The organism is Polaribacter sp. 11A2H, assembly GCF_011379025.1.
Lineage (GTDB): Bacteria > Bacteroidota > Bacteroidia > Flavobacteriales > Flavobacteriaceae > Polaribacter.
The window spans coordinates 1-15,405 of record NZ_WTLD01000007.1; the positions used below are offsets into that span (position 1 = coordinate 1).

Below are 15,405 nucleotides of genomic sequence, written 5' to 3' on the forward strand. Positions count from 1 at the left end.
GTGCTTTCTTATTATATGTCTTAAATTTAGTGTTTTTATTAAAATGCTAACTTAAGCCGTATATAATTTATTGCTGGTTATAGCTCACTTGGGAAATTCCTCCGGAATTTCGCCGTTCGTGTTTTATTTACTAAATTCACTGCATAAACAACGCAACAAAGCTTATACAACAACGTTGTAAAAAATAAACTAGAATAAAAGAAAACTGAAAATTAAATTAAAACAATAACTATGAAAAAAATTATTACATTATTTGTATTTACATTATTAACTATTTTTAGCTTGAGTGCTCAAAAAGAAATAGATTCATTAACTTATGAAAACACTCAGGACATTGAATTTTTTAAAAATATTAAAAATAGAACATTAGTAAAAAAGTATAAAACAATTAATGACAATGTAATTAGAATTGGAGATACAGTTGTATTAGGATATCCAACAAATCAAGAATTAAGTTCGAAAACTTATACTGGTAGTTATGGTAATCAAGCTAGAGGCGGAATTTCAAAAACCAGAAGCACAACCAAGAAAACTTATGAATTTATAAAAATGGGAAGACCAGCTGGATTTGGAAGTATTATGACAGCAATGAATGGAGATGCTCAAGTTATGGCTAGTAATAGTTTGAAAAATACTACAGCAATAGTAAACGAAATAAAAGCTTATCATAGAGGAAGTAAAAAGAAACCTTTATACCTTGTTATGGTATTAGGAGAAATGAATGGAAAAGCATTTGGAATCAATAAATATTTAAGTGTTATGGATACTGAATTAGCAATTGAATCTGGCGAAATTTTATTAAAAAACAGAAAAATGACTAGAGAAGAAGCTATTTTAAAGTTAAAAGAAGCTAAAGAATTAATGGAAATTGATATGATGTCTAAAGATGAATTTGAAAAATTAAAAAAAGAATTACGTCCTATAATAATGAAAAAGGAATAATTAATAAAAAATTACTTTTTACAACACCGTATAAACTTTATTGCTGGTTTTAGCTCACTTGGGAAATTCTTCCGGAATTTCGCCGTTAGTGCTTTATTTACTAAATTCAATGCTTAAAACGCGCTAACCTCATAGAAAAAATTTTCCACAAGCAAAATAACAAGAAAAAAAGACGAAAACTATTTAGTTTTCGTCTTTTTTTTCGATAAATTCTGACTGATATTTTTCTAAAAATTTCTTTTGTTTTACAATCATTTTTTGTCTTAATTTATCAATGTCCATAAAGTCCTTACCAAAATTACTTCCAAAAAAATTATCATTAAAGAAATGTTTGCTAAAAAGTGAATCTTGAGAAAAAACATGATCAAACCCTTGATTTTTAAATCCTGAATAGTTGGAGAAAAATCTTGATTTAAAAGATTGCATCAAACTATCTTTATCAGATAACGAGAGGTTATCGAACCCGTCTTTAGAAGACCAAGAATACAGACTGTCATATCTAATCAAGTTTCCGTTTTTATCAAATTCTTTATCAACTTTCCAAGTGCCTTTAGGCGCTTCAACTACATCCGTTTTATGAGCTCCCTTTTCAACTTTTTTAGTTTCATTTTCTTGTCCTTTACAACCAATACTTAACAGGCTAACCATAAATATTAAAATATACTTTTTCATTACTTTATATTTTAAGTTAAACTAAATTTTGGGTTTGTAGTATCTCTTTTTAACAAACTACAAGTGTCGATTATTTAATCAATTTATTTTGGCAGAAAACTTTCTTATCATATCATTATAATTTTAAAGAATTCAACTTATAATTAAGAGGATGCTGAAAAGAATCAGCATCCATCTTAATATTTTACTCTAAAATTTAGTAAAACAATTATAAAATCTTAATGCTTCTGGCAGGCTTTTGTTTTGCCTCTTCTTTTTTTGGTAATAGAATACTTAAAATACCATTTTCATAATTTGCATTAATCTTTTCATCGTTTACACTTTCTGGTAAATTAAAGGTTCTTTTAAACGAAGAATAACCAAACTCTCTACGAGTATAATTTTCTTCCCTATGTTCTTTTTCTTCCTTCGTTTCTGTAGAAATGGACAATACGAGATTATCGAGGTCAATATAGAAATCTGATTTTTTAAGACCAGGAACAGCCATTTCTACCATAAAAGCGTCTGCCGTTTCCTTAATATTTACTTTTGGTAAAGTAATACCAGTATTAAAGTTTGAAGTAAATACGGATGGTAAGTCTCTATTAAAAATGTCATCTAACCAATTTGACAAATTTGGGAAGTTTTGATTTGAATTGCTGTTCGCTAAACTTCCATTTTTAGGAACAGTTGTTAAATTGCTCATAATTACAAAATTTTAAATTAAACATTATTTCAAATTTGAAATCTCTACGACTTCATGATTAATTTAAACAAATAGAATACCAAAATAGATTCATTAGTTTTTATCGCAATTATTAGAGGTTATTCGCTGTAATTTTGTCATAATTATGAATAATTGTCGGTTTTAGAGACAATAAAATGACATATTTACATTTTATATTTTATATTTAAAACTAGAAATTATCTCTAGAAAACATAAACTGTAGAATCCATATTTAAGATAAGCATACACAAATCAACCTATATAATTTATTGCTTGGTTTTTTAGTTACAAAAAATTCTTGCAGATTTTCTATCTGTTATTTATTTACTAACGTTAGTATTTAACCATGCTCAAACACTTTAGCGGAACAAAACTAAAAAACTCCAAATACTTTTAAAAGTATTTGGAGTTTTTAGTTTTATTATAATTTAAGAATGACTCGGCTTTTTAATATTCAAAAACGCCATACTCAGTTGTAATTGTTAATTTTTTAGTTTCAGAAGCCTCTACTCTACCTACAATTTTTGCGTCTACATTAAACGATTTAGAAATAGCGATGATATCTTCTGCAATTTCTGGAGTTACATAAATTTCCATTCTATGCCCACAGTTAAAAACCTGATACATTTCTTTCCAATCTGTTTTAGATTGCTCTTGTATCAACTTAAATAATGGCGGAATTGGAAACATATTATCTTTTACAATATGTAAATTATCTATAAAGTGTAATATTTTTGTTTGAGCACCTCCAGAACAATGAATCATTCCGTGTACTGTATCCGAAGAAAAATTAGATAGTATTTTTTTAATTATTGGTGCATAAGTTCTAGTTGGTGACAATACCAATTTACCTGCATCAATTGGAGAATTTTCTACTTTATCTGTTAATTTTGTATTACCAGAATATACTAGTTCCTCAGGAACAGCAGCATCAAAACTTTCTGGGTATTTTTCTGCTAAATATTTATGAAAAACATCGTGTCTTGCAGACGTTAATCCGTTAGAACCCATTCCTCCGTTATATTCAGTCTCGTAACTTGCTTGTCCAAAAGACTCTAAACCAACAATTACATCACCCGCTTTTATATTTGCATTGTCAACAACATCTGTACGTTTCATACGAGCAGTTACAGTAGAATCTACAATAATTGTACGAACTAAATCGCCCACATCTGCAGTTTCACCTCCGGTAGAATGAATGGTAACTCCAAAACCTTTTAAGTCTTCGATTAACTCTTCCGTTCCGTTAATGATTGCTGATAAAACTTCTCCAGGAATTTTACTTTTATTTCTACCGATAGTAGATGACAACATAATATTATCTGTTGCACCAACACACAATAAATCATCAATATTCATAATTAAAGCATCTTGTGCAATGCCTTTCCATACAGAAATATCACCTGTTTCTTTCCAATACATATATGCCAAAGAAGATTTTGTTCCGGCGCCATCTGCATGCATGATTAAACAATAATCATCATCATTTGTTAAATAATCTGGAACAATTTTACAGAATGCCTTCGGAAATAAACCTTTATCGATATTCTTAATTGCATTATGTACATCTTCTTTAGATGCAGAAACACCTCTTTGTGCGTATCTTTTAGAAACTTCTTGACTCATGTTGTTGTGTTGTTAGCTGCAAATTTAACTTTCTTTTATCTGCCATCATAAAAAAACCAAATGATTTTTGATCATTTGGTTTTTTCTTATTAAATATTTCCGTTTTAATTACTCCCAATCTGGCATAATTGCTCCTGAAAAAATTTCCTCTCTACTATTATCACCATCAATTGGAGATGTAAATATTTTCTTTTCCGAAATACCATCGTTAGATGTATTTACATAAATTATTTCTGCTTCATTGGGTGAGAATCTTGGATCTAAATCATTAGACCCTGATGGTTTTGAAAGAATCATTTCTGTTTCTATCATTGTTAAAAAATTATATTTAAAAACTTTATTATTCAACCTTCTATAATTTGATGATTGAAAATCACTTACATCTTTGGTATAAATTAACAAGTTGCCATCTACAGATAAATTTAAGCCGCCTAATGCACCAACATTTGCAGAGACAACTGTATTTAGTACATTTCCACTCATATCAATGGTGTAAATAGCACCATCATAACCATCAGAATTATTTGTTCTTAACACTATTTTAGTACCGTCATTACTCCAATCACATTCGGTAATTAAGTGTCCATTTGCCGTTTTATATACCATTTGAAGACCGCTACCATCTTTATTAATTCTATACAACTTATCAAAACTTGGGTAAATAAGTTGATCTCCTGTTGTTGACCAAGAGAAATCTACCTCATTCAAATCAAAAGCATTAACAGGAATATTAGAAGTTACTCTTTTTACCTCCGAACCATTTGGTTTCATGGTAAAAATATGGGCCTCGTTGTTATACAATCTTAAAAAAGCAATTAAATTTACAGTGTTATTTTTTCTAGGCCTCCAAGAATTCGCGCTAGATTCTGTTAATTTAACAGTATTAATTTCATCAAAATCGGCATCTAAACTAGCTGAATAAATTACAGTATTACCTCCTTCAACCTTAACGTAAGTATACCTATTTTCTGGATCACCCTTTACTGTAAATGAATTTGAAGTACTTAACACTTCAGAATTTATATGATCTGTTACTGCTACTTGCCAAAAATATTTACCTCCAAATTTTAAATTAGGAACTACATAAGTTGTATCACTAAGATTTTGAACTTGAATTATATTATTATCAAAATCATTTTTAATCTCTAATCTATACGTTAACTCATCATCATCTACACTAGAAGAAGACCAAACCAACTCTACTGAACTATCGGTATCTAAAGCACCATCCATTGGCATTAACAATACAGGCGTTGTTGGCGGAACATTAAAAGCAGTTTCTACCTGCATTTCAAAAACAATATTTACTGTTGCACCTACTTCTACAGAAACTGGCTCAAAACTATTTAGAAAACCTTCTTTAGAAGCCTCTATAGAGTATTCATTTACCGGAACCTCTTCATAAGAAAACTCTCCATTCGCATCTGTAAATGTAGTATTATTTGTTGGAGATAAGGTTACTTTAGCATTTTCAATAGGTTCAAAATTACTTGTTTCCACCACCTTTCCTGTGATTACTCCAAACGCTACACTATCAATAGTATCGTCTTCTCCACAACTAAAAAATAGGCCTACTATTATAAGAATTAATATTTTTTGTATCGTTTTCATACTAATTTATTTTTTTAAAAATAGAAATTAATTCCTGCTCTAACATTCCAAATTTTATCATTTTTATTTCCCCTAACCAAACCATCTAAATTGTCTGTTGATATAATATTTTGCTCCCCCCTTAAGATAAGTCCCAATTTATCTGTAATAAGATACTCTAAACCAACACCATATTGATATTTAAAATAGTTATCACTTAAGTTTTTAGTTGAAATAGAACCAACACCAACATAAGCATAAGGAGTTATCCTATCATTAGGTAATAAATAGTATTCGAAATTTACATTAGAATCATAAATCCTTTTTTCAAATATATTTTTATTAGAAAGCGTGCTAGAACCTAACCCTAAAGAAAATGCAAATCTAGATTTATTTAGCATGAATTTAAGTAGCATATCTGTTCCCAAACCAAACTCAGCATCAGAATAATCACCAACAATTTTAGACACTCCACTCACAGCCCCAACACTAATCTTACCTCTTCTATATTCTTGTTTTCTATTAAATAATTCTGTTAACTCCGCCTCTTCTTGTTCTTTCTTGTAGTTCTTTTTTACAAAATCTACAACTTCTTGTCCTCCACTAGGTTCCCATATACCATCTATAATACCTTCTGTAATTAATAACTCTACAGCTTTATCTATAGCTTCTTTAACCGCTAATTGAGCAGGCTCATTTTTTGTAATACCTGTTTCTGCCTCTAACAACCTTCTTAAAGATACATACTTAAACAAATTAGCAGAAAGGCCTTGTGACAAAATAGTTTTAGATACGTACACATTTTTAAGAATTTGACCTGTTGATGTAGAAACGACTCTTAAATATACCGTTATTCTGTCTTGTCGATATTCTCCAGAAGCACCAACTCCAAAGTAACGCAAACCAGAACCACCTGTAATAATATTTGAATCATAAGACACAACACCACCTTCTACAATGTAATTTGCAAATAATAATGGTGGCATTTTTATAGGTTTATTATCTCCAGCATATTCTTGTCGAGTATTTCTTATTATTTGTCTTTCATTTAATAAATTACCAATATTCTCTCTTTCAATTGGCTTAAACCAATTAGACTCTTCTAATGATTTTAATAGTATAGAAGTACCTCCCTGTGTAACAGCTGTACTAAAAGTAGAACCATTTTCTACTGGTTTATATTGACCAGTATGATCTCTAAACTTATAAACACCCACTACCGTTTTTTCTTTTGGTAAAAAACTTTTTATAGACATTTCAGGAGATGAATTTTCTCCAATTCTAGCTCTTGACTGATCTAAAGGTTGGTTAAAATAAGTTCCACAACTCGAAAAAAACATTGCTATTAGGAAATAGCATAAAATAAAGTACTTCCTTTTCATAGATTTCAATTAATTGTTTGGAATAGTTATTTGAGTTTGTTCTCCTGTTGATGTGTTTAAAATACTTACGCTCAATCCACCAACACCTGGACTAACCTCTACAACCAAAGAGCCATAAACATAAGTTCCTTCTGTTAATCCCTGACTGCCAATTTGTTCCTGAAATAAGCCCTGTGAGAGTGAGTTTAATAATTGTCTATTTAAAGTATCTGTAAAATTATCTATCTCTGAAGATTGTGTAAATTGATTTGTATTTTCCTCTTGAAAATCATTTTGAGCATTTGCAGAAGCTAACAACTGCTGGTATGCAAATGAATCTCCTCCTCCAAAAAATGGGTTTATTGACTTATAAACCAATTGCTGAGAAAATGAAAAACCAGTAAAACAAACAAATAACACCAATAACAGTACTTTATCTTTCATAACAATTTTATTTTACATTTTACTTTTCTTTCTTAACTCTTCCCTTTGTTTTGCATAAAAGTATAATCGCTCTAATGCAACACCTACATTCAATTTTAAAAATTCTTCATCTGGTCTAGAAAAGAACTCATGTATTTTAATCTCCTCTACCTCTACCAGAATAATACTCGTTCTCCCCATACCTGGTTTTTCTTTTATTTTTATAATAAAAGGATGCTTTATTCCAGACAATAAATACGATTGATAAAAAAGATCATGATAATCTTTACCAATTTTAGTTATAGCCTCATCTACGACTATACCTTTAAGAAAAAAATCTTTCTCATCTGTTTTCTCAGCAACTTCCTGCTGTATATTTTTAGGTAATATCCAAAGTGAATCTTTAGATATTAATTTTTCATTTTTTTTAATAAATAAATAAACTTTTAATTCTTCGTCTTCATTTAAGTTAACTTTTATGATGGAAACCTCCATGTTTTCGTTTGGTTGTATAGAAAATTCCCCAGACTGTCTATTGTTAGAGTAATTACCTCCTTTTCCTTTTTTTAATGCTATTAAATTATAAAACAACTTATCTATATGCAACAAACCATCATTATTTACTTCTGCTTTTAAAGTAATAAAATTGTCTTTTTTATCAATATTAATCTTACCGTAAACATCATTTTTAGATTGACTAAAACTAATGCTACAACTTATTAAACATAAAATAAAAAAATAAATTTTAGCAAAATGCATTTAATAGTTTTTAATAATAAGTGCCTGATTATTGCTGTTTTGAATTATAGCAGCTCCGTTCATCATTGAATTTGTACCATAAATTTGTAACGAATTAGCGTTACCTTGTTGATGAACACCAAAGTTGATAGGATTACTATTATAGTAATTAATAAAACTATAATAGTTTTCATTTCCTATTTGGTTTACATTTTGAGAAGTCTGATTAGAACTCTTTATTTCTGCATTATTCTCAAACCCAACCTGGTTAAGTACTACACTATTTATGTTTCCTGATTGTTGTTTAAATAAGCTATTCAGACCATTCTCATTTGTCATTAAATTATTATTATCCATAAGTAAAGAAGTATTATATGGACCTAACTGAGATAAATTATTTGAAAAATACGTGGGTAACTTTTCTTGTTGCGCAGAAACCTCAGTTACAGATAAACTACAAAAGAATAACAGAAGAAAATACCATATCTTTTTATTTTTTTTCATGATAAAAGGCATTAGAAGAATAAGTAAGGAGAAAAAACCTCCTTACTTATTAAATTAATTAAATAATTTCTTGATTTTTAGTTACCAATTTGCTCTACACAAGCTTGATTACCTCCACCACTTTGCATAACAGTACTCATATTACTAGATAAGTTAGCTGTTTGAGTTACTGTAGCTGAGTTTCCAGGAGTCCAAGCATTTACACCTGCAACATTAGTCTGTGTAATTGAACTTGTGTTATTTCCTGCAACAGATGCTTGTGTAACACAAGCTAAGTTACTACCTAACCATGGAGTGCCAACAAAAGTTTGATCTACTGTAGAAGTATTAGAATAAGCACTACCTGCAACAGATGTTTGGTCTTCAGCAGAAGTATTACCTATACCATTTTGAAGAGAATACGCGTCATTATTACTTCCTCTTTGCTTTTGTTTTGCTTCGTTAAATGAACCAGTTTGGTCTATTTCTGCAACACTTCCTGCTACACCATTAGCCATACTGCTTTGGTCTTGTTCTGCATAATTTGCACCTAAACCAAATAAACCTGTACCTACTTGCGTTACAGTTGCTGTGTTATTATCATAACGTTGTTTTTGAAACGAAGTATTTAAAGTTCCTGTTTGAAAAGCACTTGTAACATTATCTTCCGAGTATCCAACACCAACGTCTTGCTTCGCATAGTTTTCATATCCTCTTTGTTCAACCACACCTGTGTTACGGTCTCCATGCTGCTTAACATCTGAATGGTTTCTTGTACCTTCTTGATAGACTCTAGAATTATTACTATCTCCTCCATTACCAACACCCATATTCTTACCATCTTGATCTATTATAGAGTAGTTTCCATTCCCTATTTGATAAGCATTTGCAGTATTTAAGGTACCATTTTGAGTGATATCACTCGTATTGTCAACAGCTCCTCGTGGCCCAGTAGTCATTTGAGTAAAAGAACAATCGTCACAATTTGCTTGTGGAGTTTGAGCATAAAATGCTCCTGTAGCTAAACACATAGCCATTATTACTAATTTTTTCATGATAAATAATTTAAAATACGTTAGTTAAAAATTAAGCATATCAAAATCCTATTCAATATAAATTGAACATGATATACTACAATAAATTTTTAGGGGTAATTAAAATTATTAGGGATAAAATGTAAAGTTATTAAGGATAACTTTTCATTTTCAGTCAACACTTAAAGTTAAGAGTTGTTGTAAACTATATAGTTTGATCGATTCTTTGTTTAAACAAGTCAAATATAGGTAATTATTTATCTAATTCCAAAAAAAAACAGAAACCACAAACAACATAGATATATAAATAACTAAAAATCAACCACATATAAATAAAAACAAAAGAAAAACAAAATAAAAACAGGGAAAAACACCTATAAAAATAGGGTTAAAAATGAATAATTATCATTATTAACCCTTACTTTTTAACAAAAAAACAATTTAACCCCTATTTATTTAGTAAATAACAACTCCCTATATTTAGTAAGTGGCCATAAATTATCATCAACCAAGGCTTCTAATTGATCACAATGATACCTAATATCTGTAAAAAAAGGTTTTATTTTATTACTATAATGCGTTGCTAATTTAAAACCAGAATATTTATTTACTTTCACTTTTTCTGCTTCCATTTTAACTACCAAAGCATTAATATTTGTAATATGTTTAGAAATTAGCATAATTAATTCTATTTGCTCTTTGGCAATAATTTTATATTCATCACCAAAAATTTCTTTTAAATTCTTAGTATTCTCCAACAAAGTGTTCTGATAAATTATTGCAGTAGGCACTACTTGATTTCTTGCAATATCTGCCAAAACACGCCCTTCTATTTGTACCTTTTTGGCGTATGATTCTAAATCTATTTCATAACGAGCTTCTAATTCTACTTTACTCATTACTTCCATTTCTTCAAATAAAGAAATTGTTTTCTCAGAAACTTTTGCTTTTAAAGCTTCCGGAGTTGTTTTATAATTAGTTAAGCCTCTTTTTTTAGCTTCCTTTTCCCAAGCTTCACCATAACTATCTCCATCAAAACGAATTGCCTTAGAATCTTTAATATATTCTCTTAGAATATTAAAAACAGCTTCATCTTTTTTAAGATCCTTTTCTTCTATTAAAGCATCTACCTCAATCTTAAATTCTTTTAATTGCTTTGCAACAATTGTATTTAAAACGGTCATTGGTATGGCACAATTTGCCAAAGAACCAACAGCTCTAAACTCAAATTTATTTCCCGTAAATGCAAACGGAGAAGTTCTATTTCGATCGGTATTATCCAATAAAATTTCAGGAATTTTACCTATAATATTTAACTTTAAATCGGTTTTTTCTTGCGGAGAAAGCTTCCCTTTAGTTACATTTTCTAATTCATCTAAAACTGCAGATAGTTGACTACCAATAAACACAGAGATAATTGCAGGCGGAGCTTCATTAGCACCTAATCGATATTCATTACTTGCAGAAGCAATAGAAGCTCTCAACAATTCTTCATAATGATATACCGCTTTAATTGTATTGATAAAAAAGGTAAGAAACTGCAAGTTCTTCATTGGGGTTTTACCCGGACTTAATAAATTAGTTCCGTTACCAGTAGACAAAGACCAATTGTTATGCTTCCCAGACCCGTTAATACCTGCAAATGGCTTTTCATGCAACAACACTTTAAAGTGATGTCTTCTAGATATTTTTTGCATCACATCCATTATTAATGAATTATGATCTACCGCTAAATTAGCTTCTTCGTAAATTGGTGCAATCTCAAACTGATTTGGCGCAACTTCATTATGCCTTGTTTTTACCGGAATACCTAACAACATACACTCTTGCTCTAGATCTTGCATAAAACTCATAGCCCTTGCAGGAATGGTTCCAAAATAATGATCATCAAGTTGTTGCCCTTTCGCTGGTGAATGCCCTAATAATGTTCTACCAGTAAACTGTATATCTTGCCTAGCAAGCACTAAAGCTTCATCAATTAAAAAAAATTCTTGTTCCCAACCAAGGGTTGCACTTACTTTATTTGCATTCTTATCAAAATACTTACAAACAGCAGTAGCATGTGTATCTATAGCTTGTAACGCTCTTAATAAAGGCGTCTTATTATCTAAAGCCTCTCCAGTATAAGCAACAAAAATTGTTGGAATACAAAGGGTAGTTTCATAAATAAAAGCAGGAGAAGTTGGGTCCCAAGCGGTATAACCTCTTGCTTCAAACATATTCCTGATTCCTCCGTTAGGAAAACTAGATGCATCTGGCTCTTGCTGAACCAGTTGTTCTCCATCAAATTTTTCCATAGCAAGGCTACCATTTATAGATTCAAAAAAAGCATCGTGTTTTTCTGCCGTTGCTCCTGTAAGTGGCTGAAACCAATGTGTATAATGCGTAGCACCTTTAGACATTGCCCAGTCTTTCATACTTACCGCAACTTGGTCTGCAATTTTTCTATCTATTTTGGTTCCATGATCAATTGCATTCATTACACTTTCGTATGCAGCACGTGTAAGATACTGTTGCATAGCATGTTTATTAAACACATTTCTACCAAAAAGAGTTGATCTTTTTTCATTCTGAACTACTTTTATAGGACTTCTACGTAGTGTTTCTTGTAATGCATTAAATCTAATCCTTGACATATTAGTAATATTTTCTACTTATATTTAACTTAATACAAAGATACCCTTTCAAATTTAGGGATAAAATTATTTTTTAGCTATTTTAAATATTTTACCCCTATTTTTTTTGATATCTAATGAAAATATTTGATTTTTGTAGAACGAACATCACATAAACACATATATATTATGGCAAAAATTAAATTAGAATACATTTGGTTAGATGGTTATTATCCAACTCAGAACATGAGAAGTAAAACCAAAGTTGAGGAGCATGAAGATTTTAAAGGAACAGTTGAAGAATTGGGACTTTGGTCTTTTGACGGTTCATCTACAAAACAAGCTTCTGGAGGAGCATCTGACTGTATTTTAAAACCTGTTGCTATTTATCCAGATCCAAATCGTATTAACGGTTATTTGGTAATGAATGAAGTAATGAATGCAGACGGAACTCCACACGAATCTAATGCACGTGCTACTATTGAAGATGATGATAACGATTTCTGGTTCGGTTTTGAACAAGAATACTTTATTATGAATACAAGTACAGGATTACCTTTAGGATTTCCAAGAGGTGGTTACCCTGCTCCACAAGGACAGTACTACTGTTCTGTAGGAGGTTTATATACACATGGTCGTGATATCGTTGAAGAGCATGCTGATTTATGTATTGATGCTGGTTTAAACTTTGAAGGAATTAACCAAGAAGTTGCTTCTGGACAATGGGAATACCAATTATTTGCTAAAGGAGCAAAGAAAGCAGGAGATGAAATCTGGATATCTAGATATTTATTAGATCGTTTAACTGAAGGAAAAGGGATGTACATTGAGTACCACCCAAAACCATTAGGAGATACTGATTGGAATGGATCTGGAATGCACGCTAACTTCTCTAACTCTATTTTAAGAGAATGTGGTTCTAAAGATAAATATATCGAAATATGTGAAGCTTTCCGCCCAGTAGTAAAAGAACACATTGAAATTTATGGTGAGTTTAACGACCAACGTTTAACTGGTAAGCATGAAACTGCTGCAATTACTGACTTCTCTTGGGGAGTTTCAGACAGAGGAGCATCAATTCGTATTCCAATTATCGTTGTAGAAAAAGGATATAAAGGATGGTTAGAAGACCGTCGTCCATCTTCAAACGCAGATCCATATAAAGTAGCTGCAAGAATTATTAAAACTGTAAAACCAGTTAAATAATTACAAGTAGTATAAAATCTTAAAAAGCACTTACAGCAATGTAGGTGCTTTTTTTATATCATTATTTTGGGCGTTACCAAAGGTCGGGCTATCCGTTATATCTTTTTTCTTTCTGGCTTATCGCCAAAAACAAAAAAGGATGCCACTACTATCCCTAACGCAAAAAAACAGTAAACAATAAACAAAAGCAGTGAAGTGCTTTTAAATATCACCTAAAATAATTACTTTTAATACATGAAAAACACTATAAAAATAGCATACTGCACACAATGCGGCTGGTTATTACGAGCCTCTTGGATGAGTCAAGAATTATTAACCACTTTTACAGATGAAATTACAGAACTCACCTTACAACCCGGTACCGGAGGTATTTTTAACATTACCGCAAATGACCAATTGGTTTGGTCACGTAAAGAAGAAAATGGATTTCCAGAAATTACAGAATTAAAACGACGTATTAGAGACGTTATCGCTCCAGAAAGAAACCTAGGTCATATAGACAGAAAAAAAACGCCAACAAATTAATGCTGGCGTTTTTTATATCTAAATTTTATATGCGTGCTACTTAAAGCACCATATAAATAAACAATGCATATCCTAAAAACAAAAAGACGCCTTTAAACCTGCTTAAAAGAAACTTCTTAGGCAAAAACACTAACAATAATAAAATAGCAGCAAAGCCTAACATCCAAAAAATATCTCTAGATAAAATTTGAGCTTCTGTAACCGGTATTTCTTTAATAATAGCTGTTAAACCTAACACAGAAGCTATATTAAAAATATTAGAACCAATTAAGTTCCCTAAAGAAATTGCTTTCTCTCCTTTCATGGCTGCAATAACAGAAGCAGCTAACTCGGGTACACTCGTTCCAATTGCAATCATAGTTATAGAAATTACACCTTCACTAACTCCCATATTTTGTGCAATATCTTTTGCGCCGTTCACTAAAAATTCCGATCCAAAATACAAAGCAACTCCACCAATTAACAGCCAACCAAATATTTTACCATAACCTATAGAAGCCAAAGCATCGTCTACCTCTTCTACAACCACATCTTCTTTTCTTGCACTTCTTATCAATACAAATAGAAAAACAGCCAACCCAACTAAAAGAATAATACCTTCTAACTGTGTTAAAACACTATCGTTCCATAAAAAGTAATACAAAACCAAAGAGAACAACATCATTACAGGCCAATTAAGCTTATAAAAGTCTTTACTCACCGCAATAGGTCCAATAATAGCCGTAATACCTAAAACCAACCCAATATTAGCAATATTAGAACCAATAACGTTATTTAACGCTATGGCTGGTGAACCATCTAAAGCAGCCTGTAAACTAACTAATAACTCTGGTGCAGAAGTAGCAAAAGAAACCACTGTCATACCAATAACCATTTTAGAGATGTTCAGTTTAAAAGACAACCCTATAGAAGATCTTACCAAAAACTCACCACCTACAACTAACAGTATTAATCCAATAATTACATAAAAAATACTCATACATTTTATTTTTGACGAAGATACATTTTTATCACTTTAAGAAGTAAATAAAAAATGAAAAGCCCAAAATTCTCAATTTAAAAAAGAGAATTTCCTTTGCTTAAAAAAAACAGCAACTAAACACCCTTTATTTACTTATAGTTATTTACAAAAAACACCAAATTAAGTTTCAATAAATAACTTAATTAAAGCAAATAAACCTACACATTATAACTAATACCACTTTATGAGTTATAAATAGAAAATCAATTTAATTAATAGTTATTTATTCATTTGGTAACAAGCCTTTAAGAGCTATATATTGATAAAACAATTTCGAAATTAACCTAAATTACTAACTTTAAAACCCAAACTATTATGATTCTAATTGTAACTAAATTTATTAAAGACCTGTCTGATATTATATTTCAAATATTATTATAACAAAAAAATAACAGTACTATATTATGAAGATAGATAAAAGAAGTTTATCTTTAAACAACTCAATCTTTAAACACTGAGTTGT

The 15,405-nt window shown here is 30.5% G+C and carries 14 protein-coding genes; 3 read left to right on the forward strand and 11 right to left on the reverse strand.

The annotated features are described in order from the left end of the window. The first annotated feature begins 231 nt into the window (after positions 1-231). Positions 232-942, forward strand: coding sequence for a hypothetical protein (locus tag GQS58_RS10320; RefSeq protein ID WP_166385544.1), 711 nt, complete (start codon positions 232-234; stop codon positions 940-942). A gap of 183 nt (positions 943-1,125) precedes the next feature. Here the strand turns inward: GQS58_RS10320 and GQS58_RS10325 are convergent, their stop codons facing one another. The 10 genes from GQS58_RS10325 to GQS58_RS10370 all read right to left on the reverse strand — a co-directional run bounded on the left by GQS58_RS10325 (position 1,126) and on the right by GQS58_RS10370 (position 12,211). Beyond that, positions 1,126-1,614, reverse strand: a complete 489-nt coding sequence (locus GQS58_RS10325) for a hypothetical protein (protein ID WP_166385546.1) — start codon at positions 1,612-1,614, stop codon at positions 1,126-1,128. A gap of 208 nt (positions 1,615-1,822) precedes the next feature. Next, the gene (locus tag GQS58_RS10330; RefSeq protein ID WP_166385548.1) at positions 1,823-2,299 is read right to left on the reverse strand and encodes an Hsp20/alpha crystallin family protein; all 477 of its coding nucleotides are present in this window, start codon (positions 2,297-2,299) and stop codon (positions 1,823-1,825) included. Between the two features lie 468 nt (positions 2,300-2,767). After that, on the reverse strand, positions 2,768-3,946 hold the full coding sequence (locus tag GQS58_RS10335; protein WP_166385550.1) for an AIR synthase related protein: 1,179 nt from the start codon (positions 3,944-3,946) through the stop codon (positions 2,768-2,770). 108 nt (positions 3,947-4,054) lie between these two features. Next, positions 4,055-5,557: a carboxypeptidase regulatory-like domain-containing protein gene (locus GQS58_RS10340; protein ID WP_166385552.1), complete on the reverse strand. Its 1,503-nt coding sequence runs from the start codon at positions 5,555-5,557 to the stop codon at positions 4,055-4,057. Positions 5,558-5,571: 14 nt separating this feature from the next. Continuing rightward, complete coding sequence (locus tag GQS58_RS10345) at positions 5,572-6,876, reverse strand: CsgG/HfaB family protein (RefSeq protein WP_240914591.1); 1,305 nt, start codon at positions 6,874-6,876, stop codon at positions 5,572-5,574. Positions 6,877-6,927: 51 nt separating this feature from the next. Continuing rightward, positions 6,928-7,341, reverse strand: a complete 414-nt coding sequence (locus GQS58_RS10350; RefSeq protein ID WP_166385556.1) for a curli assembly protein CsgF — start codon at positions 7,339-7,341, stop codon at positions 6,928-6,930. Positions 7,342-7,353: 12 nt separating this feature from the next. Next, positions 7,354-8,079 carry a CsgE family curli-type amyloid fiber assembly protein gene (locus GQS58_RS10355; protein ID WP_166385558.1) on the reverse strand — a complete coding sequence of 242 codons (726 nt, stop codon included), beginning with the start codon at positions 8,077-8,079 and terminating at the stop codon, positions 7,354-7,356. Beyond that, on the reverse strand, positions 8,080-8,562 hold the full coding sequence (locus GQS58_RS10360) for a hypothetical protein (RefSeq protein WP_166385560.1): 483 nt from the start codon (positions 8,560-8,562) through the stop codon (positions 8,080-8,082). A 77-nt stretch (positions 8,563-8,639) separates the two neighbouring features. Beyond that, positions 8,640-9,596: a hypothetical protein gene (locus GQS58_RS10365; RefSeq protein ID WP_166385562.1), complete on the reverse strand. Its 957-nt coding sequence runs from the start codon at positions 9,594-9,596 to the stop codon at positions 8,640-8,642. Positions 9,597-10,027: 431 nt separating this feature from the next. Further along, on the reverse strand, positions 10,028-12,211 hold the full coding sequence (locus GQS58_RS10370) for a glutamine synthetase III (protein ID WP_166385564.1): 2,184 nt from the start codon (positions 12,209-12,211) through the stop codon (positions 10,028-10,030). A gap of 168 nt (positions 12,212-12,379) precedes the next feature. On the opposite strand from GQS58_RS10370, the gene GQS58_RS10375 reads away from it, so the two are divergent. Both GQS58_RS10375 and GQS58_RS10380 read left to right on the forward strand, forming a co-directional pair. Beyond that, the gene (locus GQS58_RS10375; RefSeq protein WP_166385566.1) at positions 12,380-13,396 is read left to right on the forward strand and encodes a glutamine synthetase beta-grasp domain-containing protein; all 1,017 of its coding nucleotides are present in this window, start codon (positions 12,380-12,382) and stop codon (positions 13,394-13,396) included. Positions 13,397-13,630: 234 nt separating this feature from the next. Then, positions 13,631-13,921: a SelT/SelW/SelH family protein gene (locus tag GQS58_RS10380; RefSeq protein ID WP_166385568.1), complete on the forward strand. Its 291-nt coding sequence runs from the start codon at positions 13,631-13,633 to the stop codon at positions 13,919-13,921. Positions 13,922-13,961: 40 nt separating this feature from the next. Here the strand turns inward: GQS58_RS10380 and GQS58_RS10385 are convergent, their stop codons facing one another. Next, positions 13,962-14,900: a calcium/sodium antiporter gene (locus tag GQS58_RS10385; RefSeq protein WP_166385570.1), complete on the reverse strand. Its 939-nt coding sequence runs from the start codon at positions 14,898-14,900 to the stop codon at positions 13,962-13,964. Between the last annotated feature and the right edge of the window lie 505 nt (positions 14,901-15,405).

Coding starts and splice junctions, on each gene's coding strand:
- GQS58_RS10385 (WP_166385570.1), bottom strand. CDS start 14,900: ATGAGTATTTTTTATGTAATTATTGGATTAATACTGTTAGTTGTAGGT.
- GQS58_RS10325 (WP_166385546.1), bottom strand. CDS start 1,614: ATGAAAAAGTATATTTTAATATTTATGGTTAGCCTGTTAAGTATTGGT.
- GQS58_RS10330 (WP_166385548.1), bottom strand. CDS start 2,299: ATGAGCAATTTAACAACTGTTCCTAAAAATGGAAGTTTAGCGAACAGC.
- GQS58_RS10370 (WP_166385564.1), bottom strand. CDS start 12,211: ATGTCAAGGATTAGATTTAATGCATTACAAGAAACACTACGTAGAAGT.
- GQS58_RS10380 (WP_166385568.1), top strand. CDS start 13,631: ATGAAAAACACTATAAAAATAGCATACTGCACACAATGCGGCTGGTTA.
- GQS58_RS10360 (WP_166385560.1), bottom strand. CDS start 8,562: ATGAAAAAAAATAAAAAGATATGGTATTTTCTTCTGTTATTCTTTTGT.
- GQS58_RS10350 (WP_166385556.1), bottom strand. CDS start 7,341: ATGAAAGATAAAGTACTGTTATTGGTGTTATTTGTTTGTTTTACTGGT.
- GQS58_RS10320 (WP_166385544.1), top strand. CDS start 232: ATGAAAAAAATTATTACATTATTTGTATTTACATTATTAACTATTTTT.
- GQS58_RS10355 (WP_166385558.1), bottom strand. CDS start 8,079: ATGCATTTTGCTAAAATTTATTTTTTTATTTTATGTTTAATAAGTTGT.
- GQS58_RS10335 (WP_166385550.1), bottom strand. CDS start 3,946: ATGAGTCAAGAAGTTTCTAAAAGATACGCACAAAGAGGTGTTTCTGCA.
- GQS58_RS10365 (WP_166385562.1), bottom strand. CDS start 9,596: ATGAAAAAATTAGTAATAATGGCTATGTGTTTAGCTACAGGAGCATTT.
- GQS58_RS10340 (WP_166385552.1), bottom strand. CDS start 5,557: ATGAAAACGATACAAAAAATATTAATTCTTATAATAGTAGGCCTATTT.
- GQS58_RS10345 (WP_240914591.1), bottom strand. CDS start 6,876: ATGTTTTTTTCGAGTTGTGGAACTTATTTTAACCAACCTTTAGATCAG.
- GQS58_RS10375 (WP_166385566.1), top strand. CDS start 12,380: ATGGCAAAAATTAAATTAGAATACATTTGGTTAGATGGTTATTATCCA.